Source organism: Aeromonas sp. 600276 (assembly GCF_049175815.1).
In the GTDB taxonomy this organism is placed as follows: Bacteria; Pseudomonadota; Gammaproteobacteria; order Enterobacterales; family Aeromonadaceae; genus Aeromonas; species Aeromonas dhakensis.
The window spans coordinates 274,375-297,121 of sequence record NZ_JAAKVU010000002.1; the positions used below are offsets into that span (position 1 = coordinate 274,375).

Sequence of the window (22,747 nt, forward strand, 5' to 3'; positions counted from 1 at the left end):
GGGGGCGGGCTCTGCAATTTGATAGAGATGCTCGGAGCAAGCGCTTGCGCAGCCACAAGGCCGGTTGCTATTGCCCTGGCGCTCTGCCACTAGCCGGGTTTGGCGCCACCAGAGCAGGGCGCTCATGGCCAGGATCAATGCGAAGGCGGCCAGCATGCTCAGCAGCAGGTGTGACATGGTTCGTCCCCTTGTTGATGATTGCAGCCGCACTGCTCTGCCTGGTGACAACCACTTTCCCTACCGATCTGTTTCTCCTTGCGGCCGTTGCAGGATGGCCGGATCCCCTTGACAAGACTCCCGGCCTTGCGGCGTGACGGACTGCCCTGGCTGGCGTCGGTCAGCGGCTGAAGGTGGGCAGCAGACAGATCAAGGTGCGCCGAGCGGTACTGCCATACCGATATCCCGGCATCGAGCAGTCGGCCCAGCATGTGCTCACCGATATTTCGCACCAGCACCTGAGTGACGGCATGGGCCTGTAGCGTCGCCAGCAGGGCCTGTTTGCCACGGCAACCCTCGCCGTTGGCCGGGTTGGACATGGTCGCGAGCACCTCGCCGGCTGGACTGACAATCTGCAGTTGCTCAGCCCGGCTGACGTGGGCGGATGGCTGGCCCCGGCTCAACAGGATGGCATGGTTGCCTGGCACGGCTGCTGTATTCACGTTCTGGTTCATTGCGCGGTTTCTCCACCGGGTTGCGGGACGTCGGTTTGCATCAACAGGGCCTTACCTAAACTCAGGCACTCCACCACCTTGTAGCGGGCGCGCTTGAGGGTATTGGCCAAGGTCTGGCGAGAAACGCCCATGAGTCGGGCGGCCTCCTGTTGCTGCATGCCCTCCAGATCCACCAGGCGCAGCGCCTCAAACTCATCGGCGGCGAGGGCCACCTGCTCCAGTTCATGCATGGGGACACCATTGGGCTTGAAGCAGCTGTTGGCGGGGCGCCCGCAGATACGACGGGCTATTTTTGGTCTCGGCATAACGCCTCCTAATTTGCATATGCCACATATACGCCGCATAAATGGCATATGCAAATTAAAGAAAAATGTAATTGAAAGGCATGATCTTGTTGAGAGGGAGGTTGCGGCTTCACGAGCAGAGTTGGCGGCAACTTGATCATTTCAATGGTTCTTGTATAGTTGAAATGAAGGCGCATCCAACGAGAGACAAACATGAACAAAGAGACGGCCACCAAGGTCTTTGAATCGCTGGCATCCGGGATCCGGCTCGATGTGTGGCGGCTGCTGGTCAAGGCGGGGCTGGATGGGCGGGTCGCGGGCGAGCTGGCCGGCGAGCTCGACATCGCCCCCAACACCCTGTCGTTTCATCTCAAGGCGATGCTCAATGCCGGCCTCTTGTCGGTGGAGCAGGAGGGGCGCTTCCTGCGCTACCGCGCCAATATCCCCTTGATGCTGGACCTTATCGGCTATCTCACCGAGGAGTGCTGCGCCGGCCATCCGGAGGCGTGCGGCATGATGCGCGCCGAGTCCACTTGCTCACCCCATGTGCTGCCTGCGCAGCCCTGCTGCCACAAGGAGTAATGCCATGTCAGTCATTCAGATTTTCGACCCCGCCCTCTGCTGTGCCAGCGGCGTTTGTGGCACCGAGGTCGATCAGGCGCTGGTCACCTTTGCCGCCGATCTGGCCTGGGCCAGGGAGCAGGGCGTTGCCATCGAGCGTTTCAATCTGGCCCAGCAGCCGCTGCAGTTTGCCGAAACACCTGCGGTCAGCGCCTTTCTGACCCACGCCGGGGAGGAGGGGCTGCCGCTGGTGCTGGTGGAGGGTCAGGTGGTGCTGACCGGCCGCTATCCGAGCCGTGGCGAGCTGGCCCGCTATGCCGGCCTGCCCGCGCCGCAGGCCACCATCAAGGGCATAGTGAAAGCGGCCTGCCGTCCTGGCAGTGGTTGCTGCTAAGACATTGATATTCCAAACCATGTCGTAACGGGAGAGGCTATGTATCACTTTCTGACCAATCCGCCGCCGTTTCTCTTTTTCACCGGCAAGGGCGGGGTGGGCAAGACCTCGCTGGCCTGCGCCAGCGCGGTGGCCCTCTGTGACGCCTGCAAACGGGTGCTGCTGGTGAGCACGGATCCCGCCTCCAACGTGGGGCAGGTGTTTGCCACCGACATCGGCAATCGCATCACCGCCATCGCCGCCGTGCCCGGTTTGTTGGCGCTGGAAATAGATCCCCCCGCGGCGGCCAAGGCTTATCGGGAGCGGATCGTCGGCCCGGTGCGCGGCAAGCTGCCCGAGCGCGTGGTGCGCAGCATAGAGGAGCAGCTCTCCGGCGCCTGCACCACCGAGATCGCCGCCTTTGACGAGTTCACCGCCCTGCTCACCGACCCAGCGCTGCGCTCGGAGTACGACCATATCCTCTTCGACACCGCCCCCACCGGCCACACCATCCGCCTGCTGCAACTGCCGGGGGCCTGGAGCGAATTTCTGGCGCAGGGCAAGGGGGATGCCTCCTGCCTGGGCCCGTTGGCGGGGCTGGAGAAACAGCGCAGCCAGTATGCCGAGGCCGTCGCGGCGCTGGCCGACGGCGCTCGCACCCGGCTGGTGCTGGTGGCACGCGCCCAGCACTCCACCCTGCGGGAAGTGGCCCGCACCCACGAGGAGCTGGCTGCCATCGGCCTGGCGAACCAGCAGCTGGTGATCAACGGCCTCTTCCCCGCAGACGCTATTGCCGGTGACACGCTGGCGCAGGCCATCTGGCGGCGCGAGCAACAGGCCCTTGCCGACATGCCGCAGGGAATAAAGGGGCTGGCCCGGGATCAGGTGCCGCTGCTGGCCACCAACCTGGTGGGGCTCGACAGTTTGCGCCAGCTGCTGCAACCACAGGATGCTGGTGAGCAGGCACCACTGGCAACGTCAGCCCATCTGCCAGTCCAGCCCGAGTTGAGTTCGCTGGTGGACGAGCTGGCCGCCGACGGTCACGGCCTCATCATGCTGATGGGCAAGGGCGGGGTGGGCAAGACTACCCTGGCGGCCGCCGTGGCGGTGGAGCTGGCAAGCCGCGGCCTGCCGGTGCACCTCACCACCTCGGATCCCGCCGCGCACCTCGGCGAGACGCTGGCAGGCAGCCTGCCCCATCTCGAGGTGAGCCGCATCGACCCCCACGCCGAGACCGAGCGTTACCGCGCCCAGGTGCTGGCCAGCAAGGGGGCGGCGCTGGACGAGCAGGGGCGGGCGCTGCTGGAGGAGGACTTGCGCTCCCCTTGTACCGAGGAGATCGCCGTGTTTCAGGCCTTCTCGCGCATCATCCGCGAGGCGGGCAAGCGCTTCGTGGTGATGGATACCGCCCCCACCGGCCACACCCTGCTGCTGCTCGATGCCACCGGCGCCTACCACAGGGAGATCGCCCGCCAGATGGGGAACAAGGGGCTGCACTTCACCACCCCCATGATGCAGTTGCAGGACCCCAAGCAGACCAAGGTGCTGATCGTCACCCTGCCCGAGCCCACCCCGGTGCAGGAGGCGGCCAATCTGCAGGCCGATCTGCGCCGTGCCGGCATCGAGCCCTGGGCTTGGCTCATCAACCACAGTCTGCAGCAAGCCGCGGTCAGCTCGCCGCTGCTGCAGCTGCGGGCCGAGCGTCAGTTGCCCCATGTCGAGGCGGTCGAGCGGCAGCATGCCAGCCGCTACGCCGTGGTGCCGCTGCTTGCCGAGGAGCCGGTGGGGGCGGATGCCCTGCGCCGCCTCTGTCAGCACCACTGAACAGTCAGCATCACTGAACAAGAGCCCGGCCGCGTGGTCGGGGCGGATGGATATTTGTCGTTAACGAAAGAGATGCGGGATGACCGCATCGGGAGCCCTCATGTCTGCAACCTGTGATGCCAAGAGCCAACCGGCGATTGGCTTTTTTGAACGTTACCTCACCGCCTGGGTGGCCCTCTGCATTCTGGTGGGGATTGGGCTAGGGCAGGGCCTGCCGGATCTCTTCAAGGCCATCGGCGCCATGGAGGTGGCCAGGGTCAACCTGCCGGTGGGACTGCTCATCTGGGTGATGATCATCCCCATGCTGCTCAAGATAGACTTTGGCGCCCTGCATCAGGTGAAGGGGCACCTCAAGGGGATTGGGGTCACCCTCTTCATCAACTGGCTGGTCAAGCCCTTCTCCATGGCCTTCCTCGGCTGGCTCTTCATCCGGGTGCTGTTCGCCGACTGGCTGCCGGCGGAGCAGCTCGACAGCTATGTGGCGGGGCTGATCCTGCTGGCGGCGGCCCCCTGCACCGCCATGGTGTTTGTCTGGAGCCGCCTCACCAATGGCGATCCTTACTTCACCCTGTCGCAGGTGGCGGTGAACGATCTCATCATGGTGTTTGCCTTCGCTCCGCTGGTGGCGCTGCTGCTCGGGGTCTCCAGCATCATAGTGCCCTGGGATACCCTGCTCACCTCCGTGGTGCTCTATATCGTCATCCCGGTGATCATCGCCCAGCTGCTGCGCAAGGCCTTGCTGAAAAAGGGAGAGGCCCATTTTGACGGCGTCATGACCCGCATCCAGCCCTGGTCGGTGGCGGCCCTGCTGCTCACCCTGGTGCTGCTGTTTGCCTTTCAGGGCAACGCCATCATTGAGCAGCCGCTGGTCATCGCCCTGTTGGCGGTGCCGATCCTGATCCAGGTACTGTTCAACTCAGGGCTGGCTTACTGGCTCAATCGCAAGGTGGGGGAGAAGCACTCGGTCGCTTGTCCTTCCGCTCTGATCGGCGCCTCCAACTTCTTCGAGCTGGCGGTGGCCGCCGCCATCAGCCTGTTTGGCTTTCACTCCGGCGCGGCACTCGCCACCGTGGTCGGGGTGCTGATTGAAGTGCCGGTCATGCTGCTGGTGGTGCGCATCGTCAACGCCAGCAAACCCTGGTACGAAGCGGGGCTAAGCCGTTAACAGATGGCCGCTAACCCTTCTTATCCAATGTTTTTATTCACTTAAGCCATGAGAGACATGCCAATGAGTGCAATCACCATCTACCACAATCCAGAGTGCGGCACCTCCCGCAACACCCTGGAGCTGATCCGCAACAGCGGCGTCGAGCCGACCGTCATCCACTATCTGGAGACGCCCCCCTCCCGCGATGAGCTGGTGGCGCTGATCGCCGCCATGGGGATGCCGGTGCGCGAGCTGCTGCGCAAGAACGTGCCCCCCTACGAGGCGCTGGGGCTGGCGGAAGATCGCTTTAGCGATGACGAGCTGATCGACGCCATGCTGGCCCACCCCATCCTCATCAACCGCCCCATCGTGGTCACCCCCCTCGGCACCAGGCTGTGTCGCCCCTCGGAAGTGGTGCTCGATATATTGCCCGATCAGCAAAAAGGGGCCTTCGCCAAGGAAGATGGCGAGCAGGTGGTGGACGAGCACGGCAAGCGGCTGCGTTGACAGGGAGCGGGGTCGAGCGTCACCGGCTGACCCGGACGGTGCAGATGCACTTACCGGGTGGGCGCCGGATCTGCTACTGTGACCCTCGACTCATCACAGCGGGGGAAACAGCATGAAGATTCGATTCCTGGTGATAGCCACGGCACTGGCGCTGACCTCGGCCCCTGGCCTGGCAGACTGGGCCAAGGTGAAGGCGGCCGCGACCGAGCTTGGCAACGCGGTGAGCGACACCAGCAAGGAGGCGTGGCAGAGCGTCACCGATTTCTCCAAGGCGACATGGGCCTCGGTCTCCCAGTGGGGCTCGGAGGCGTTCAATACCGCCGGCGCCTGGACCGACAAGAGCGTGGCCACCGGCAAGGAGTGGCTGGCGGTGGCCGACAAGAAGCTCGACGAGATGCTGGAGCCCAAGACGGCGGACGAGGCGCGCCTTGCCCTCAATACCATGGCCGACACCGCCTTGGTGCGGCTGTTCAACGAACAGCCCTCGGCCAAGCTGTTGTTTGACAAGGCATACGGCTATGCGGTGTTCGACTCGCGCAAGTTTTCCCTGATGCTGCACACCAACCAGGGGGCCGGGGTGGCCGTCAACCGTTCCACCGGCAAGCATACCTACATGAAGATGTTCGGCGCCGGGCTGGCGGCCGGGCTGGGTGGCAAGTTCTATCAGCAGGTGATCCTGTTTGAGGACAAGGCCAGGTTCGATGCCTTCGTCAGCCAGGGCTGGGAGGCCACCTCCGAGGTGGGGGTCGTGGCGGGCAAGGAGAGCGCCGAGTTGACCGCCAAGTACAACGGCGGCATGGCCATCTACCAGATCGGCGAGAAGGGGCTGCTGCTGGACGCCAATATCTCGGGCTCCAAGTACTGGGTGGACAAGGATCTGACCCGCTGATTGAGCAGAGGGTGAGCAACCGCCAGTTTTTCTTCACACGGCGCGGATTGCCGTCTGTTTAATTGGTGCGAATTACAGTAAAAAGAGGGCCTTCGGCCCTCTTTTTCATGGGCGCAGCCAGGTTCGTCAGCAAGACAAGGAGAGTGGCATGACACAAGCATCAGCACAGGACGGGGCGGATGGAGCCCTGCGTCGGGAGTGGGACAAGCAGAGCATCTATCTGCGCCTGCAGGAGGGGATCCCCACGGCCTTCTGGGTCAGCGGGGATTTGGTCTCCCCCCTCGAGCCCGGCGCCGAGGGGGCGGCATACCAGGGCCACTTCGGCTGGGGGCGTGCCGACGAGGCGACCATGGCCCTGGCGCAGGCCATCGTCGCCAGGCTGGTGGCGGTAGGACTGGTTCCCCCCGAGCTGGCGGCGAGCCGCGCGGGCTACCTGCATGACGAGGTGCTGGTCAAGCTGCCCGCCGGGGAGCACTACGATCTCCACCTGAGCTATCTGAGGCTGCTGCTGGGGGAGGGGGCCGTGCCACGCCCCTGAGGGGCCGGCTCATCATCTGGCGACCATAAGAACCCCAGCTTCGAGGGTACTTCTCCCTAATTGGCACTCTTATTGCTTGGAGCCTGTCAGTGTCAATGATTTGTCTGGGGATGAAATATGGAAATCAGTGCAAGCAGCCTGATGCAAGAGATGCAGGCCCTCAAGGTGGAAGCCGGCGCCACGCCGCTCACCCAGCCTGGCCGTCAGGTCAGCTCCGATTTTGGTCAACTGCTGCAGCAGGCCCTAGGCAACGTCAACGAGCTGCAAGGGGCCGCCAACGATCTGCGCACCCGTTTCGACATGGGCGACAACTCGGTTGACCTGTCCGAAGTGATGATCGCCGGACAAAAATCCTCCATCGCCTTCGAGGCGACGGTGCAGGTGCGCAACAAGATGGTCGATGCCTACAAGACCATCATGAACATGCCGGTGTAACTCAGGCCCATGGCGACTGAGCATCATGAACATGTCAGCAATAAGGACATAAATCGTGGCTACTGATCAAAACGGCGAACTGCTGATGAACGATGAGGGCACCGCCGCCCTCGATGAGAATGAGCAGAAGAGTTCGGCACTCGGCTTCCTCTCCAACACGGACGTGCTGCGCCAGATCACCCTGATCCTGGGGCTGGCCATCTGTCTGGCCATCGCCGTTTTCATCCTGTTGTGGGGCAAGGAGCCGGACATGCGTCCCCTTGGCACCTATACCACCCAGGAGCTGGTCAAGACCCTCGACTTCCTCGATCAGCAGAAGATCCCCTATCAGGTGGATGGCAAGAGCGTGCTGGTCAATGCCGAAAACTTCTCCAACATCCGGCTGGCGCTGACCCGTGCCGGTCTGGCCAACGCCACTGACGCCAGCACCGACGGGGAAGACATCCTGCTCAAGGACTCCAGCTTCGGGGTCAGCCAGCGGATGGAGAGCGAACGCCTCAAGCTGAGCCGCGAGCGCCAGCTGGCCAGCGCCATCGAACAGTTCCAGAACGTGGCCAAGGCCCAGGTGCTGCTGGCCATTCCGAAAGACAACGTGTTTGCCCGCAACGAACGCAAGCCCAGCGCCACCGTGGTGCTGAGCCTCAAGGGCAATGCCCTCGGTCAGGGGGAAGTGGACTCCATCGTCGACATGGTGGCCTCCGCCGTGCACGGTCTGGAGCCGACCCGCGTCACCGTGACCGACCAGAATGGCCGCCTGCTCAACTCCGGCTCCCAGGATCCCGTCTCTGCCCAGACTCGCAAGGAGTTTGCGATGCAGCAGAAGCAGGAGCTGGAATACAAACAAAAAATTGACGCCATCCTGATCCCGGTGCTCGGCGCCGACAATTATACGGCGGAGGTCGACCTCTCCCTCGACTTCTCCCAGCAGGAGCAGACCCGCAAGACCTACAACCCGGACCTGCCGGCGGTGCGCTCCGAAATGACCATGGAAGAGAACAGCGCCAATGGCAGCAACGGTGGCGTGCCCGGCGCCCTCTCCAACCAGCCGCCCGCCGCCTCCAACATTCCGCAGCAGGCGACCGGCCCGAACGCCGAGACCACCGCCTCCAGCTCCGGCCGCTCCCGCAAGGAGGCGACCCGCAACTTCGAACTGGATACCACCGTCAGCCATATCCGGCGCCAGATGGGTGGCATTCGCCGCATGACCGTCTCGGTAGCGGTGGACTACAAGTCGGCCACTGCCGCCGATGGCAAGGTGAGCCGCGAGCCGCGCACCCAGGCCGAACTCGATACCCTGCGTCGTCTGCTGAGCGGCGGCCTTGGCTTTGATGTGACCCGTGGTGATACTCTGGAGGTGGTCGCCATCCCGTTCAACCGGCCCGAGCTTGAAAACGTGGCCGAGGCGCCGCTCTACGAGCAGCCCTGGTTCTGGCGCGCGGTGCGCATCGCCGCCTCCGTGCTGGTCATCATAGTGCTGATTGTCACCGTGGTGCGCCCCATGCTCAAGCGCCTGCTCTATCCGGATGCCAAGCCGGAAGGGGAACTGGATTTCGACAACCACACCGTGCTGGGTGGGGATGACGAGCTCAGTCTGCTGGCGGCTCAGGCCGAAGCCGAGCCGGTGTTCGGGGTACGTGACGGCCATCTGAAACTGCCGGATCTGCACCGTGACGAAGACTTGCTCAAGGCGGTACGTGCCCTGGTGGCGAACGAACCGGATCTGGCCGCACAGGTCATTAAAGAATGGGTAGCGAACAAAGATGGCTGACGAAAACAAGACACAGGTCACCGGCAATGACATCACCGACAGTCAGCGCCAGATCCTGGATCAGATGAGCGGCATGGAGATGGCGGCGGTATTGATGCTGAGCCTCAACGAAGAGGACGCCGCCCAGATCTTCCGCCATCTCGAGCCCAAGCAGGTGCAGCGGCTCGGCATGTCGATGGCCTCCATGTCGGATTTCAGTCACGACCGGGTGGCGGCGGTCCACCGTCAATTCATCGACGACATCCAGAAGTACACCAACATCGGTATCGGCAGCGAAGACTTCGTGCGCAAGGCCTTGGTGGCCGCCCTTGGCGAAGACAAGGCCAGCAACCTGGTGGATCAGATCATCCTTGGGTCCGGCGCCCGCGGTCTCGACTCCCTCAAGTGGATGGATGCCCGCCAGGTGGCCAGCATCATCCAAAACGAACACCCGCAGATCCAGACCATCGTCCTCTCTTATCTGGAGCCGGAGCAGTCCGCCGAGATCCTGAGCCAGTTCCCGGAACAGGTGCGCCTGGATCTGGTGATGCGCATCGCCAACCTGGAAGAGGTACAACCGGCGGCGCTGCAAGAGCTCAACGACATCATGGAGAAACAGTTCGCCGGTGCGGCGGGTGCCCAGGCAGCCAAGATGGGCGGCCTGAAGGCGGCGGCCAACATCATGAACTACCTCGACACCAACATCGAGGGTCAGCTGATGGACTCCATCCGCGAGTCGGACGAGGAGATGAGCCAGCAGATCCAGGACTTGATGTTCGTGTTCGAGAACCTCATCGACGTGGACGATCGCGGCATCCAGACCATGCTGCGGGAAGTGCCTGGCGATCTGCTGCAGCGGGCCCTCAAGGGCTCCGACGACCAGATGCGCGAGAAGATTTTCAAGAACATGTCCAAGCGTGCCGCCGAGATGCTGGCAGACGATCTGGAGGCCATGGGGCCGATCCGGGTCTCCGAAGTGGAGGCCGCCCAGAAGGAGATCCTCTCCATCGCCCGCCGTCTGGCGGATGCCGGCGAGATCATGCTGGGTGCCGGTGGCGGCGAGGAGTTCCTCTGATGAACGCTTGGTTCGACGTGCATAGCACTCCCGGCAGCGTGATGACGAGGAGTGCGGCAGCCAGATGAACAACAACAAACTGCGCGGCTATGTCAGACCCGACGGGGACGAGAGCCAGGTTCAGACCTGGGGCTGGCCGGAGATGGAGGTCGAGACCGAGGTCGAGACCAATGCCCTCGGGCTGACCCCGGACTGGTATCGGCAGGAGGAAGAGGTGCCGGTCGAAGAGCCGGCCGAGGAGCCGGCCCCCAGCATCACCGCCGAGGAGCTGGAAGCCATTCGCCAGGCCGCCTGGGAAGAGGGGATGGCCGAGGGGCGTGAAGCCGGTTACGCCAAGGGGCTCGAGGAGGGCAAGCTGGAAGGCTTGCAGCAGGGCCATGCCGCCGGACTGGAGCAGGGCAAGGAGGAGGGGCTGGCCCTCGGCCGCGAGCTGGTGGAGCAGCAGATGAGCCACTGGCAGGGGCTGATCGATCGCCTCGCCAACCCGCTCAAGGAGCTGGACAGCGCGGTGGAGCAGCAGCTCATCGCGCTGGTGATGCAACTGGCCCGCGCCCTCATCCGTCATGAAGCCGAGACCTCGCCCAGGCTGCTGCTCGAAGCGCTCAAGCAGGGGCTGGCGCTGCTGCCCGCCGCCGAACTTGGGGTCACCCTGATGCTGCACCCGGACGATCTGGCCCGGGTCGAGCAGGCATTTGGCGCCGAGGAGTGCGCCAAGCGCCACTGGCGACTGCAAAGCGATCCCACCCTCTCCCCCGGCGATCTGCAACTGGCCACCGAACTCTCCAGCATCGATCTGACCCTCTCGGGGCGCATCGACCAGCTGCTGCGCAACTTTCTGCGGGACAACGCCGGCCAGGATGGCCGCGGCTAGCGGCCCTGCCTGCTTGCCCTGCCTATTTTTCAACGCATTCAACACCAGCTTTCAGGAGGCCGGATGAGCGGCTCGTTACTCAATCGGTTGCAGGGGTATCGGGTACGCGATATCGCCCCCAAACCCCCGGTGGCCGGCAAGCTCACCCGGGTGGTGGGCTTGACCCTGGAGGCCATCGGCTGTCGCGCCGCCATCGGGGCACTCTGTCGCATCGACACCCAGGATGGCTCGCTGGAGGCCGAAGTGGTCGGCTTCTCCGGCGATCGCCTGTTTCTGATGCCGAGCGAACAGCTCAAGGGGGTCATTCCCGGCGCCCGGGTGGTGCCCATCACCGAGGAGCATGGCATTCCGGTCGGCATGAACCTGCTGGGCCGGGTCATCGACGGCATCGGCCAGCCGCTGGACGGGCTCGGTCCCATCCTCTCTTCCCAGACGGTGCAGTTTGCCCAGCACCGCATCAACCCGCTCTCTCGCCGCCCGATCCATCAACCGATGGACGTGGGGGTGCGTGCCATCAACGCCGTGCTGACCGTGGGGCAGGGCCAGCGGATGGGGCTGTTTGCCGGCTCCGGCGTCGGTAAATCCGTGCTGCTCGGCATGATGACCCGCGGCTCGGTGGCCGACGTGGTGGTGGTGGGGCTCATCGGCGAACGGGGCCGCGAGGTGAAGGAGTTCATCGAGGAGATCCTGGGAGAGGAGGGGCGCGAGCGCGCCGTGGTGGTGGCGGCGCCGGCCGATGCCTCGCCGCTGATGCGGCTCAAGGGGTGTGAAACGGCGCTGGCCATCGCCGAGTACTTCCGCGATCAGGGGCTCAACGTGCTGCTGCTGATGGACTCGCTCACCCGTTACGCCCAGGCCCAGCGCGAAATCGCCTTGGCGGTGGGCGAGCCGCCGGCCACCAAGGGCTATCCCCCCTCGGTGTTCGCCAAATTGCCGGCGCTGGTGGAGCGGGCCGGCAACGGCAGCGACGGCCAGGGCTCGATCACGGCATTCTTCACCGTACTGACGGAGGGGGACGATCTGCAGGATCCCATCGCCGACGCGGCGCGGGCCATCCTCGACGGCCACATAGTGCTGTCGCGCGAGCTGGCCGACTCCGGCCACTACCCGGCCATCGACATCGAGAAGTCCATCAGCCGGGTCATGCCCATGGTGACCTCGCCGGAACACATGGAGCTGGCGCGCACCCTCAAGCAGTTCTACTCCCTCTACCAGCAGAACCGGGATCTCATCACCATCGGCGCCTACAGCCAGGGCTCCGACCCCCGCATCGACCGCGCCATCATCCAGAAACCCTATCTGGATCAGTTCTTGCAGCAGGGAATGCGCGAGGTCATTCACTACGATGCCGGCCTGCAGGCCCTGCAGCTGGTGGCCATGCCGCTGATGCGTTGACGAGAAGATGAAGGGGAGGCGTGACCATGAGTAAAGGCTTGATGATGTTGTCGGAGCGGCTGGTGGAGGCCGAGCAGCAGGCCGCGCTGGCGCTGGCCAAGGCCCAGCAGGATCTGAAAATCTTCCTGGAGCAGCAGGATGCGCTCAACCAGTACCGCCAGATCTACCACCAGCAGTGGACCGACCGCGGTCTGCAGGGGATCGGTGCTCAGCAGAACAGCCAGTATCACGCCTTCATCAACAAGCTCGAGCAGGCGGCGACCCAGCAGTACGAAGGGGTGCTGCAGGTGCGCCAGGCGCTGGAGCTGCGCCGTGAAGAGTGGCTGGCCGCCCAGCAGAGGCGCAAGGCGGTGGAGCTGCTGCTGGCCAAGCAGGCGGGGCGCGAGCAGCTTAAAGCCCAGCGCCAGGAGCAGAAGATGCTGGATGAGTACGCCACGCTTCGCCGTTTCCACCATTCTGGCCTGTAACTTGCTTTCTTCTTGCCATCCCGTGTGCGCCTCACTCCCTGCGGGGAGCTGAGGAGAAATCCGAAGCCGAATGCCGTCAGGAATCTTCACCATGATGCAGACACTGTTAACCAATTCTTCCGCCGCACCGACAGCCGCCGCTGCCGACAAGAGTGCGGTGCTGACGGCGAGTCAGGATGGTAGCGAAGGAGCCCTGCAGAGCGACGGCAAGGGCGGCTTTTCCGAGGTGATGAACCGGGTGCAGCAGGCCGACAAGGGCAATGCCAAAGCCGATGGCCATGTTGCCAACGCTGATGGCAAGGCCGCGTCGCGGCCTGGCTCCGGGCCGGAGCGTGCCGGTGCAGTGGAGAGCGACAAGCCGCTGCAGAACGCCAAGGGCGAGGCTGCCAAATCTTTGGCGAATGAAGCCGAAGAGGCCGCTGGCGCCGACGACAAGCCACAGAAGGGGAGCGATCCCGATCCCGCCCTCACCCCCAACGACTTCCTGCAGCGTCTGCAGGATGCCCTCAAACAGGACACCTCCCTGGTCGCCCCGGCGGCCATCACTCTGGTCGCCAGCACACCCGTGGTCGAAACGGACGGCAAGATGTTGCCGCCGGATGACGCGCAGGCTGCGTCGGCCGAGACATCGGCCACCCTCACCCAGCCGCTCGCCGGCAGCGGTGACAAGCAGGGGACGACGACCGCTGCCGCCGCGCTGGCCCGTCAGGCTGCCAGCTTGCTGACGGGCGAAACAAGTGCACCGGTTGATGCGAAAGCCGCGCAGCCGGATGCCGTCGTGACGGATGACACCGCCCTGGCGGCTCAGTTGCAGGAAGCCGGGAAAGAGGGCAGTGGCAAGGAGAGCGGCGCCGGTGGCGCCAATGCCGACCAGCATGCCGATAAAAATGGCAAGGATACCAAGGGGAGCAAAAGCGAGCTCTCCGCCGCCGAGCGGGCGGCCTTGCAGAGCAAGGTGCCAGCCGCTGCCGCGGTAAGCGGGCAGGATAAGGATAACGCCCAAATCCAGGTGGAGGGCGCCGACAAGGGGGCCAAGCCTGTGGTGCCGCCCATGGCCGGCAAGGATGAACCTGCCAAGCCTTCCCCGCTGCAGACCACCCACAGCACAGTGGCCGCTCAGCCGGGCGCCGCCAGGGCGTTCGCCGAGGGGATGAGCCGGGCCGATGGCGAGGCGAACCAGACCTCTGAAAAGGCGCCGCCGCAGGGCGTTGCCGAGGGGGATGGCCACTCCAAACCCGCGACGGCGGCCAAGACGGAGAGCCAGCCCGCGCCTACAGCCGGCAGCACGCCGGCGCCGGCCGCCACCCCGAGCGAACCCGTGCTGGTGGCGCCGCAGCAGGTGCTGGCCAGCAGTGAACCCCAGGGCCCGCAAGCCTCCCTGGCCAGCCTGTCGGCCGGACTCAAGCAGATGGAAGCCACCGAGCGCAGCGACAGCGCCAGAGGCCGAAGCGAGGTCAAGGTTGACCTGAAACAGAAGGCGGCAGAGCTGGCTCGCGGCACCAGCCAGGGCAGCAGTGAGACGACCGCCACCCCGGAGAGCAGCCACAGTCAGCAGGTCCAGCAGAACAGCCAGCCCCAGGCGGTCGGTCATGACAACCGGCCTGCCACCGCCGAGCTGGCCGCGCGGCGGGATCCCGCCAATCTGCCTCACCTCAAGCTGGCCGACCCGGAGGCGCCGGCCCAGCTGCACCAGAAGGTCAACCTGATGCTGGCGGACAAGCTGCAGCAGGCGGAGATCCAGCTCGACCCGCTCGGGCTTGGCAAGATGAAGATCCAGATCCAGATAGACTCCTCCAACCAGGCCAACGTGCACTTCGTGGTCCAGCATGGCCAGACCCGGGAAATGCTGGAGCAGGCCATGCCCCGGCTGCGTGATATGCTGGCAGGGCAGGGCATCCAGCTTGGCCAGACCCAGGTGCAGCAACAGCCGCAACAGCAGTCACAGGGGCAGTCTGGCTTCTCCGGTCAGGGCCAGCAGGGACAAAAAGGCAGCGGATCTTTTGCCGAAACAGGCCAAACTGAGGCAGAGGTCACGGGCGCCGGCATGAGTTTGTCGAGGGAATCGACAAACGACCGCGGAATTGATTTCTATGCTTGATGCCAGCCCGAGTAAGTTTATGATATCGAACAAGTTTGAGACTAGGGTGGACAAGGGATGGCAGACGATAACGAACTGACGCTGAAAGATCCGGCGGCAGGCAAGAAAAAGAAGCTGATCATGATTATCGCCCTGGCCGTGATTGTGCTGGGCGGTGGTGGTGCCGGCGCCTGGTTCATGCTGGCCGGCGGCGACAAGCCGGCGGCCGAAGCCGCGGGGGAGGGCAAGGATGCCAAGCCCAAGGATGCAGCGCCTCAGCCCTCGCTCTACGTGGGCATGCCGCGCCCCTTCGTGTTCAACGTCTCCGGCGGTCAGCGCGACCGGCTGGTGCAGATCAAGATCCAGCTGATGGTTCGCGGTACCGCCGACGAAACACTGGCCAAGCAGAATATCCCCCTCATCGAAGGCACCCTGCTGCGGGTCTTCAGTGCGGCCACCAGCGAGCAGCTGATGACCTTCGAGGGCAAGGAGAAGCTGCGCAAGGATTCACTGGAAGAGTGCCGTCGGGTGCTCAATGACCTGGTCTCTTCCCCCGTTATCGAACAAGTGCTGTTTACCGGCTTTGTCATGCAATAAGGGTGAAGCGTGAGCGATCTGTTAAGTCAGGACGAAATTGATGCCCTCTTGCACGGGGTCGATGATGTCGAAGAGGAGGAGATAGGCGCGGCGGGGGATCCCGGTGTCGCCCAGTTTGACTTTTCCTCCCAGGACCGCATCGTCCGTGGTCGCATGCCGACCCTGGAGCTGGTGAACGAGCGTTTCGCCCGCCACATGCGGATCAGCCTGTTCAACATGATGCGCCGCACCGCCGAGGTCTCCATCAACGGCGTGCAGATGCTGAAATTCGGCGAATACGTCCACACCCTGTTCGTGCCGACCAGTCTCAACATGGTACGTTTCCGCCCCCTCAAGGGGACGGCGCTCATCACCATGGAGGCGCGGCTGGTCTTCATCCTGGTGGAGAACTTCTTCGGTGGTGACGGCCGCTACCACGCCAAGATCGAGGGGCGCGAGTTCACCCCCACCGAGCGACGCATCATCCAGATGCTGCTCAAGTTGGTGTTCGAGGACTACAAGGATGCCTGGGCGCCGGTGATGGACGTGGGCTTTGAGTACCTCGACTCCGAGGTGAACCCGGCCATGGCCAACATCGTCAGCCCCACCGAGGTGATCGTGGTGAGCTCGTTCCACATCGAGCTGGATGGCGGCGGCGGTGACTTCCACGTGGCCATGCCCTACTCCATGCTGGAGCCGATCCGCGAGCTGCTGGATGCCGGCGTGCAAAGTGACAAGGGCGACACCGACGTACGATGGAGCAAGGCGCTGCGCGACGAGATCATGGACGTCAAGGTGGAGCTGCGGGCCAAGTTGCTGGAGACCGAGCTCACCCTGCGCGAGCTGATGGAGCTGCAGCCTGGCGACATCATCCCGGTGGAGATGCCGGAGAACCTGCTGGTGTTCGTGGAGGACTTGCCCACTTTCCACGCCAAGATGGGCCGCACCAAGGACAATGTGGCGCTCAAGATCACCGACAAACTCAAACGCCCGGAAGGGGTCAAGACAGAGATGCATCTGGTGACCCGGGGCGGCGTACGCATCGATGGTGAGGCCGAGCTGGAAGAGCTCGAGCGCAGCATCGGAGACCAACAGCAATAAACGACGGCCTGCCTGGGCAGACCGTCACGAAAACAGCATAAGGAATTCAAGATGAGCGGAACTGAGGAAGAGGATCTGATGGCGGATGCCTGGGCTGCCGCGCTGGAAGAGCAGGTGACTGCCGAAGCCAAGCCAGCTCCTCTCGAGGAGCTCAAGGACGATGCCCCCATCAGTGCCGAGGAGCGGCGCAAGCTGGATACCATTCTGGATATCCCGGTCACCATCGCCATGGAGGTGGGCCGCAGCCAGATCAGCATCCGCAACCTGCTGCAGCTCAACCAGGGCTCGGTGGTGGAGCTGGATCGGGTGGCGGGCGAGCCGCTCGACGTACTGGTCAACGGCACCCTGATCGCCCACGGCGAGGTGGTGGTGGTGAACGACAAGTTCGGTATCCGATTGACCGACGTCATCAGCCAGATTGAACGGATCAAGAAACTCAAATGATCCGCGTCTTCCCGTTGCTGCTGTTGTCCCTCCCCGCACTGGCTGAACCCGGTGCGGGCGCCAATCCGCCCAGCCTCACCTCCTGGCTGCTCTCCAGCCTGATGGTCATAGGCCTCATCCTGGTGCTCGGTTTCCTGCTCAAGAAAAGCAAGATTGCCACCGCCATGGGGGGCGGCCAGATGCGGGTCATCGCCAGCCTGCCGGTGGGCTACAAGGAGAAGCTGCTGGTGGTCAAGGTGGGCGAGCAGCAACTGCTGCTCGGGGTGACGCCGCAGCAGGTCAACTTTCTCTATCGCCTGGAAGAGCCGCTGGACGAGAGCCGGCCCCAGGCATTTTCCCAGCAGCTTGGCAAATTGATGGGCAAGCATGAAAAAAGCTAACGGCTCACGGCCGCACGGTGGGCTGCTGGTCGGCCTGTTATCCCTCCTGATCCTCTGCTCGCCGCTGGCGCTGGCCCAGGACGGCATGTCGGCGGTCACCATCAAGACCATGGCGGACGGCAGCCAGGAATACAGCCTGACCCTGCAGGTGCTGGCGCTGATGACGGCGCTCTCCTTCCTGCCGGCCATGGTCATCATGATGACCTCCTTCACCCGCATCATCATAGTGCTCGGCATCCTGCGTCAGGCCATCGGCCTGCAGCAGAGCCCCTCCAATCAGGTGTTGATCGGCATCGCCCTGTTCATGTCGTTCTTCATCATGTCGCCGGTGCTGGATCGCATCAACAACGAGGCGTTGCAACCCTATCTGGCAGAGACCATCCAGGCCAAGGAGGCGCTGGAGCGGGCCGAGCTGCCTATCCACCAGTTCATGCTGGCCCAGACCCGGATCAAGGATCTCAACACCTTCATGGAGATAGCTAACGTGCAGGTGGACAAACCCGCCGACGTGCCGCTGCGGGTGCTGATCCCGGCGTTCGTCACCAGCGAGCTCAAGACCGCCTTCCAGATAGGCTTCATGCTGTTTCTGCCCTTCCTGGTGATAGACCTGGTGGTGGCCAGTATCCTGATGGCGATGGGGATGATGATGCTGTCGCCCATGCTGGTGTCGCTGCCGTTCAAGCTGATGCTGTTTGTCATGGTGGATGGCTGGAACCTCATTCTGGGATCCCTGGCCAACAGCTTCGGTCTGGGTGCCGGTGGTTAAGGGCGAACGACGCAAGGAGCGAATGGCATGAGTCCTGAAACCTTTATCGACGTGTTTCGCGAGGCGCTCTGGCTGGTCACCATCATGGTGTGTGCCGTGATCCTGCCGAGCCTCTGCGTCGGCTTGCTGGTGGCCATCTTCCAGGCCGCCACCTCCATCAACGAACAGACCCTGAGCTTTCTGCCCCGTCTCATCGTCACCCTGTTTGCGCTGGGGGCGGGGGCGCACTGGGGCCTGCAGAGTCTGATGGACTTCTTCATGCTGATGGTGAGTCAAATACCCGAGGTGGTGGGATGAGTAGCCAGGCCGTGCGCCTGCCGCTGCCGCAGGCCGGCAAGGTGCCTGCATGACCTATACAACCGCTCTCATCATGGAGTGGTTGTCTTCCATCGTCTGGCCGTTGGCGCGGGTGAGCGGGCTGCTGATGGTGATGGCAGTGTTCGGCAGCCGGCTGACACCGGCCCGCATTCGCATCAGCCTGGCGCTGGCGCTCACCCTGATGATCGCCCCTCTCTTGCCCGCCATGCCCAGGATTGAGCTCTTCTCCGTCGGTAGTTTTCTGGTGCTGGGGCAGCAGCTGCTCATCGGCATCGCCCTCGGTCTGATGACCCAGTTTCTGATGGAGAGCTTCGTGATGGCCGGCCAGATCATCGCCATGCAGACCAGCCTGGGGTTCGCCACTCTGGTGGATCCCATGAACGGCCAGTCGGCCCCTGTGGTGGGTCAGTTTTATCTGATGCTGGCGACCCTGGTGTTTCTGGCGGTGGATGGCCACCTCATCATGCTGCGCATGGTGGTGTTGAGCTTCGAGACCCTGCCGGTGTCGGACAGCGGCCTCAGCCTGCCCTCCATTCGCGATCTGATCGGTTTTCTCGGGGTCATGTATCAGGCCTCGCTGGTGATGGCGCTCTCCGCCATCGTCGCCCTGCTGCTCATCAACTTTGCCTTCGGCGTCATGACCCGCGCCGCCCCCCAGCTCAACATCTTCAGCATCGGCTTTGCGGTCAGCATGATGTCTGGCCTGCTGATCCTCTGGCTCACCATAGGTGGCTTCCTCGGTCACTTCGACAGCATGTGGGAGCGGGTGCAGGAGACCAGCTGTACCCTCATCGGCACCCAGTGTCTGGGGGGCCAGTAAGATGGCAGTGGGGCGCCGTTATCTGCCGCAGGCCGCGCTGGCCTGCGGCCTTGCATTCGCTCTGCTGAACTGCGGCGAGCGGGCGGGCGTTTCGGCTCGCCCACTCAACCTGTGCGGGGGTCAGCATGGCTGATACCGATCAGGAACGTACCGAACAACCCACGGGCAAACGACTGCAACAAGCCCGGGAAAAAGGGCAGATTGCACGATCCAAGGAGCTGGGCACCGCCAGCGTCCTGCTGGCGGCCGTATTCGGCCTGCTGATGGTCAAGGAGAGCCTGGCCGGCGCCATGGTCAAAGTGCTCACCATGGGCTTTACCCTGGACAGGGAGCAGGCGTTCGATCCCAACGCCATGATGACCATGCTGCCGGCCCTGCTGCGCGAACTGCTGCAGCCTCTTGGTCTGCTGTTCATGCTGGTGGCCATTGCGGCCTTCGTCGGCAACGTGCTGATGGGGGGGATGAACTTCTCCTCCGAGGCCATGCTGCCCAAGTGGAGCAAACTGAGCCCCCTCAACGGCATCAAGCGGATGTTCGGGGTGCAGTCCCTAGTCGAGCTGATCAAGTCCATCGCCAAGGTGGTGTTCATCACCCTGTTCGCCTGGTGGATGCTCTCCAGCCAGTTCAACCACCTGCTCAACCTCTCCCTCGAGGGCTACCCGGGCGGCATCATAGACGCGCTGGATCTGCTGCTGTGGATGCTGATCATCCTCTGCTGTGCCCTCATCCCCATCGTCGCCATCGACGTGCCGTTCCAGCAGTGGAACCACATGCGCCAGCTCAAGATGACCAAGCAGGAGGTCAAGGACGAGTTCAAGGACAGCGAGGGCAAACCCGAGGTGAAAGGGCGGATCCGTCGCCTGCAGATGGAGATGGCGATGCGCCGCATGATGGGGGACGTGCCCAAGGCGGACGTGGTGATCACCAACCCGACCCACTACTCGGTGGCGCTCAAGTACGATTCCGCCAAACCTGGTAGCGCGCCCAAGGTGGTAGCCAAGGGTACCGATGAAATCGCAATGAAGATCAGGGAGATAGCCCGAGAGTACGAGATCCCTGTGATGCCCTCTCCGGCGCTGACCCGCGCCATCTACCATGCTACCGAGATAGGCCACGAGATCCCGGAGGGGCTGTTTGCCGCCGTGGCCCAGGTGCTGGCCTATGTCTATCAGCTCAGGAAGTTCCGCCGTGGCCGTGGTCGTCGCCCCAATCCGCTGGCCAAGGATCTGCCCATCCCGCCTGAATTTCGCAAATGACAAACTTCTGACACAGTCAAAATAAAAGCATTGCATTTCAATGCGTTGCATTATTGGCTTGATGTTTGCTTTAATCTGGCATCAGCGGTTTGAGATTGAGAAAAACGATGAAACTCCAGGCATCATTGGGCCGTATCAAAGAGTACAAGTGGCTGTTGACCAAGGGCGTGGGGACGCCGCTGCTGGTGCTGGCCTCCCTTGGCATGGTGGTGCTGCCCATCCCGCCGTTGATGCTGGATATCCTCTTCTCCTTCAACATCGCCCTCTCCATCGTGGTGCTGCTGGTGGCGGTCTACACCCGCCGGCCGCTAGAATTCGCCGCCTTTCCGACCGTGTTGCTGATAGCAACCCTGCTGCGTCTCGCCCTCAACGTCGCCTCCACCCGAGTGGTGCTGTTGGAAGGCCACAACGGCAGTGCGGCGGCCGGCCACGTGATCGAGGCCTTCGGCAACGTGGTGATCGGCGGCAACTACACGGTCGGCATCATCGTCTTCATGATCCTGATGATCATCAACTTCGTGGTGGTCACCAAGGGGGCGGGCCGGATCTCCGAGGTGAGCGCACGCTTCACCCTGGATGCCATGCCCGGCAAACAGATGGCCATCGACGCGGATCTGAACGCCGGCCTCATCAATCAGGAAGAGGCCAAGAAGCGTCGCCAGGACGTGACCCAGGAAGCCGACTTCTACGGTTCCATGGACGGTGCCTCGAAATTCGTGAAAGGGGATGCGGTGGCGGGGATCATGATCCTCTTCATCAACATCCTGGGCGGTTTCATCATCGGCATGGTGCAACACCAGCTGAGCTTCGGCGAAGCGGCCCAGATCTACACCCTGCTGGCGATAGGTGACGGTCTGGTCGCCCAGATCCCGTCCCTGCTGCTCTCCATCGCCGCCGCCATCATCGTCACCCGTCAGAATACCGATCAGGACATGGGTACCGCGGTGCTGGGTCAACTGTTCGACAACCCCAGAGCCCTCATCATCTCGGCCGGTATTCTGCTGATGATGGGCAGCGTGCCCGGCATGCCCCATCTGGCGTTTCTGAGCCTGGGTGGCGTCGCCGCCGCCGGTGCCTGGTGGCTGCTGCGCCGCGAGAAACAGCTGGCCGCCAAGGCCGCCAAGGGCGAGCTGATGCCGGCGAACGCGGAGCAGCCCCACGAGCAGAAAGACTTGAGCTGGGACGATGTGATGCCGGTGGACATCATCGGACTGGAGGTGGGCTATCAGCTCATCCCGCTGGTGGACCGCAATCAGGGCGGCGAGCTGCTCAACCGGATCAAGGGGGTGCGCAAGAAGCTCTCCCAGGAGCTGGGTTTTCTGGTGCCTGCGGTGCATATCCGTGACAACCTGGATCTCGCCCCGAACCAGTATCGCATCACCTTGATGGGGGTCAGTACCGGCGAGGCCAATGTTTACCATGATAAGGAAATGGCCATCAATCCGGGTCAGGTGTTCGGCCAGATCCAAGGGATTGCCACCCGGGACCCGGCCTTCGGACTGGAGGCGGTCTGGGTCGCCAAGGAGCAGGTCTCCCAGGCGCAGACCCTGGGCTATACCGTGGTGGATACCGCGACCGTGGTGGCCACCCACCTGAGTCAGATCCTCTCCAACCATGCCGCCCTGTTGCTGGGTCACGATGAAGTGCAGCAACTGCTCGACATGATAGGGAAGCATCAGAACAAGCTGGTGGAAGGGCTGGTTCCTGAGGTCATCTCCATGGGTAACCTGGTGAAGGTATTGCAGAATTTGCTCAATGAAGGCGTGCCAATCCGCGATATGCGCACTATCCTGCAGACCCTGGTGGAATATGCCCCGCGCAGCCAGGATCCGGAAGTGCTGACGGCCGCCTGCCGTATCGCCCTGCGGCGCCTGATCGTGCAGGAGATTGCCGGACCGGATCCAGAACTGCCGGTGATCACCTTGGCGCCTGAATTGGAACGTATATTGCATCAATCCCTGCAGGCAGGGGGTGGTGATGGCGCCGGCATCGAGCCGGGACTGGCGGAGCGGATGCAGCGCTCGCTGGTGGAAGCCACACAACGACAAGAACTGGAAGGCCAACCGGCCGTGCTTCTGACATCAGGGATACTGCGCAATACCCTGGCGAAATTTGTCAAGAATGCCATTCCTGGATTGCGCGTTCTGTCTTATCAGGAAGTGCCTGATGACAAGCAAATCCGCATCGTCAGTGCGGTAGGACAGAACTAGTTAGCGGAGATGACG

25 protein-coding genes are annotated in these 22,747 nt (G+C 63.2%); 23 read left to right on the forward strand and 2 right to left on the reverse strand.

All coding sequences use genetic code 11. The annotated features are described in order from the left end of the window. Nucleotides 1–158: 158 nt before the first annotated feature. Entirely contained in the window at nucleotides 159–671 is a 513-nt protein-coding gene (locus G5134_RS03305; protein WP_024942929.1) for a NifB/NifX family molybdenum-iron cluster-binding protein, read from the reverse strand. Further along, nucleotides 668–976 (reverse strand): DUF134 domain-containing protein, encoded by a 309-nt coding sequence (locus G5134_RS03310; RefSeq protein ID WP_024942928.1) that lies wholly within the window; start codon nucleotides 974–976, stop codon nucleotides 668–670. The genes G5134_RS03305 and G5134_RS03310 overlap by 4 nt, the downstream gene beginning before the upstream one ends. 192 nt (nucleotides 977–1,168) lie before the next feature. Here G5134_RS03310 and G5134_RS03315 point away from each other — a divergent pair, with 192 nt between their 5' ends. From G5134_RS03315 to flhA, 23 genes are all read left to right on the forward strand, one after another. Beyond that, nucleotides 1,169–1,537, forward strand: a complete 369-nt coding sequence (locus G5134_RS03315; protein ID WP_005298747.1) for an ArsR/SmtB family transcription factor — start codon at nucleotides 1,169–1,171, stop codon at nucleotides 1,535–1,537. 4 nt (nucleotides 1,538–1,541) lie between these two features. Next, nucleotides 1,542–1,910 carry an arsenite efflux transporter metallochaperone ArsD gene (arsD, locus tag G5134_RS03320; protein WP_005298749.1) on the forward strand — a complete coding sequence of 123 codons (369 nt, stop codon included), beginning with the start codon at nucleotides 1,542–1,544 and terminating at the stop codon, nucleotides 1,908–1,910. Nucleotides 1,911–1,949: 39 nt separating this feature from the next. After that, entirely contained in the window at nucleotides 1,950–3,713 is a 1,764-nt protein-coding gene (gene arsA / locus G5134_RS03325; protein WP_065018238.1) for an arsenical pump-driving ATPase, read from the forward strand. Between the two features lie 100 nt (nucleotides 3,714–3,813). After that, nucleotides 3,814–4,878 (forward strand): ACR3 family arsenite efflux transporter, encoded by a 1,065-nt coding sequence (gene arsB, locus G5134_RS03330; RefSeq protein WP_065018239.1) that lies wholly within the window; start codon nucleotides 3,814–3,816, stop codon nucleotides 4,876–4,878. Between the two features lie 63 nt (nucleotides 4,879–4,941). Continuing rightward, a complete protein-coding gene (gene arsC, locus G5134_RS03335) occupies nucleotides 4,942–5,367 on the forward strand; it encodes a glutaredoxin-dependent arsenate reductase (protein ID WP_065018240.1) in 426 nt (141 codons plus the stop codon). Between the two features lie 112 nt (nucleotides 5,368–5,479). Next, nucleotides 5,480–6,256: a beta cell expansion factor BefA gene (gene befA, locus G5134_RS03340; protein ID WP_065018241.1), complete on the forward strand. Its 777-nt coding sequence runs from the start codon at nucleotides 5,480–5,482 to the stop codon at nucleotides 6,254–6,256. Nucleotides 6,257–6,404: 148 nt separating this feature from the next. Beyond that, nucleotides 6,405–6,794: a hypothetical protein gene (locus tag G5134_RS03345; protein ID WP_024942923.1), complete on the forward strand. Its 390-nt coding sequence runs from the start codon at nucleotides 6,405–6,407 to the stop codon at nucleotides 6,792–6,794. A 117-nt stretch (nucleotides 6,795–6,911) separates the two neighbouring features. Next, nucleotides 6,912–7,229 carry a flagellar hook-basal body complex protein FliE gene (gene fliE / locus G5134_RS03350; RefSeq protein ID WP_005298759.1) on the forward strand — a complete coding sequence of 106 codons (318 nt, stop codon included), beginning with the start codon at nucleotides 6,912–6,914 and terminating at the stop codon, nucleotides 7,227–7,229. A gap of 55 nt (nucleotides 7,230–7,284) precedes the next feature. Next, nucleotides 7,285–8,997 (forward strand): flagellar basal-body MS-ring/collar protein FliF, encoded by a 1,713-nt coding sequence (fliF, locus tag G5134_RS03355; RefSeq protein ID WP_005298761.1) that lies wholly within the window; start codon nucleotides 7,285–7,287, stop codon nucleotides 8,995–8,997. Beyond that, nucleotides 8,990–10,051, forward strand: a complete 1,062-nt coding sequence (gene fliG / locus G5134_RS03360) for a flagellar motor switch protein FliG (protein WP_005298762.1) — start codon at nucleotides 8,990–8,992, stop codon at nucleotides 10,049–10,051. The genes fliF and fliG overlap by 8 nt, the downstream gene beginning before the upstream one ends. Before the next feature lie 64 nt (nucleotides 10,052–10,115). Beyond that, the gene (gene fliH / locus G5134_RS03365) at nucleotides 10,116–10,922 is read left to right on the forward strand and encodes a flagellar assembly protein FliH (RefSeq protein ID WP_065018242.1); all 807 of its coding nucleotides are present in this window, start codon (nucleotides 10,116–10,118) and stop codon (nucleotides 10,920–10,922) included. A 63-nt stretch (nucleotides 10,923–10,985) separates the two neighbouring features. After that, the gene (gene fliI, locus G5134_RS03370) at nucleotides 10,986–12,317 is read left to right on the forward strand and encodes a flagellar protein export ATPase FliI (protein ID WP_005298767.1); all 1,332 of its coding nucleotides are present in this window, start codon (nucleotides 10,986–10,988) and stop codon (nucleotides 12,315–12,317) included. Between the two features lie 26 nt (nucleotides 12,318–12,343). Continuing rightward, nucleotides 12,344–12,784, forward strand: a complete 441-nt coding sequence (gene fliJ / locus G5134_RS03375) for a flagellar export protein FliJ (RefSeq protein WP_005298769.1) — start codon at nucleotides 12,344–12,346, stop codon at nucleotides 12,782–12,784. Nucleotides 12,785–12,875: 91 nt separating this feature from the next. Then, nucleotides 12,876–14,882, forward strand: coding sequence for a flagellar hook-length control protein FliK (locus G5134_RS03380; protein ID WP_065018243.1), 2,007 nt, complete (start codon nucleotides 12,876–12,878; stop codon nucleotides 14,880–14,882). Nucleotides 14,883–14,939: 57 nt separating this feature from the next. Next, on the forward strand, nucleotides 14,940–15,458 hold the full coding sequence (gene fliL, locus G5134_RS03385; protein WP_065018244.1) for a flagellar basal body-associated protein FliL: 519 nt from the start codon (nucleotides 14,940–14,942) through the stop codon (nucleotides 15,456–15,458). A 9-nt stretch (nucleotides 15,459–15,467) separates the two neighbouring features. After that, nucleotides 15,468–16,538 (forward strand): flagellar motor switch protein FliM, encoded by a 1,071-nt coding sequence (fliM, locus tag G5134_RS03390; RefSeq protein WP_005298775.1) that lies wholly within the window; start codon nucleotides 15,468–15,470, stop codon nucleotides 16,536–16,538. Between the two features lie 51 nt (nucleotides 16,539–16,589). After that, a complete protein-coding gene (gene fliN / locus G5134_RS03395) occupies nucleotides 16,590–16,982 on the forward strand; it encodes a flagellar motor switch protein FliN (protein WP_005298791.1) in 393 nt (130 codons plus the stop codon). Next, the gene (fliO, locus tag G5134_RS03400; RefSeq protein ID WP_421231865.1) at nucleotides 16,979–17,362 is read left to right on the forward strand and encodes a flagellar biosynthetic protein FliO; all 384 of its coding nucleotides are present in this window, start codon (nucleotides 16,979–16,981) and stop codon (nucleotides 17,360–17,362) included. The genes fliN and fliO overlap by 4 nt, the downstream gene beginning before the upstream one ends. Continuing rightward, a complete protein-coding gene (gene fliP / locus G5134_RS03405) occupies nucleotides 17,349–18,128 on the forward strand; it encodes a flagellar type III secretion system pore protein FliP (RefSeq protein WP_010634623.1) in 780 nt (259 codons plus the stop codon). Before fliO ends, fliP begins: the two co-directional genes overlap by 14 nt. 27 nt (nucleotides 18,129–18,155) lie before the next feature. Beyond that, nucleotides 18,156–18,425 (forward strand): flagellar biosynthesis protein FliQ, encoded by a 270-nt coding sequence (fliQ, locus tag G5134_RS03410; protein ID WP_005298799.1) that lies wholly within the window; start codon nucleotides 18,156–18,158, stop codon nucleotides 18,423–18,425. A 49-nt stretch (nucleotides 18,426–18,474) separates the two neighbouring features. Beyond that, nucleotides 18,475–19,266: a flagellar biosynthetic protein FliR gene (fliR, locus tag G5134_RS03415; protein WP_017766596.1), complete on the forward strand. Its 792-nt coding sequence runs from the start codon at nucleotides 18,475–18,477 to the stop codon at nucleotides 19,264–19,266. Between the two features lie 125 nt (nucleotides 19,267–19,391). Then, nucleotides 19,392–20,522, forward strand: coding sequence for a flagellar biosynthesis protein FlhB (flhB, locus tag G5134_RS03420; protein WP_017766597.1), 1,131 nt, complete (start codon nucleotides 19,392–19,394; stop codon nucleotides 20,520–20,522). A 107-nt stretch (nucleotides 20,523–20,629) separates the two neighbouring features. After that, nucleotides 20,630–22,732, forward strand: coding sequence for a flagellar biosynthesis protein FlhA (gene flhA, locus G5134_RS03425; RefSeq protein WP_005298806.1), 2,103 nt, complete (start codon nucleotides 20,630–20,632; stop codon nucleotides 22,730–22,732). The last annotated feature ends 15 nt before the right edge of the window (nucleotides 22,733–22,747 follow it).